We start from the raw sequence: 694 nt of genomic DNA on the forward strand, positions 1-694 counted from the left end.
CGGCCGAGCAGGCCGGCAAGCTGTTCCAGGCCTTCGTGCAGGCCGACAGCTCGACCACGCGGCGCTTCGGCGGCACCGGCCTCGGACTGGCCATCAGCGCGCGCCTGGTGGCGATGATGGGCGGCGAGATCTGGCTCGACAGCGCGGTCGGGCGCGGCACCACCTTCCATTTCATCGTGCGCCTCGGGCTCGGCGCGTGCCGGCTCGGCGGCGGACCCGGCGGCGGCGGACCCGGCGCCGGCGACCCCGACGCCCGCCTCGAGGCGCTGGCCGGGCGCCACGCGCTGGTGGTCGACGACAACGCCAACGCGCGCCAGCTGCTGGTGGCCCAGCTCGACGCGCTGGGGGTGGCCGCGCGCGCCGCCGACGGCGGCGAGGCCGCGCTGGCCGAGCTGCGGCGCGCCTCCGATCTCGGCGAGCCGTATCCGCTGGTGCTGATGGACTGGAAGATGCCCGGGCTCGACGGCATGGCCGCCACCCGCGCGATCCGGGCCGACCCCGGGATCGGCGGCACCCCGGTGATCATCATGCTCACCGCCCACGGGCGCGAGCAGGCGATGGGCGGCAGGGAGGCCAACGCGCTGCTCGACGGCGTGCTGCTCAAGCCGGTCACGCCGCAGCTGCTGGCGGCCACGCTGGCGCGCGCGCTCAGCGGCGCGCCCGAGCCGCTGGCGCGCCGCCGCGCGGCGGGCCA

1 protein-coding gene is annotated in these 694 nt (G+C 77.8%); it reads left to right on the top strand.

What is annotated here, in order from left to right; all coding sequences use genetic code 11:
* Positions 1-694, top strand: a 694-nt coding sequence (locus tag C7C56_RS10780; protein WP_146204416.1) for an ATP-binding response regulator, incomplete at both ends; no start/stop codon positions are given.

It is taken from the genome of Massilia glaciei (assembly GCF_003011895.2).
GTDB classification, from domain to species: domain Bacteria; phylum Pseudomonadota; class Gammaproteobacteria; order Burkholderiales; family Burkholderiaceae_D; genus Telluria_A; species Telluria_A glaciei.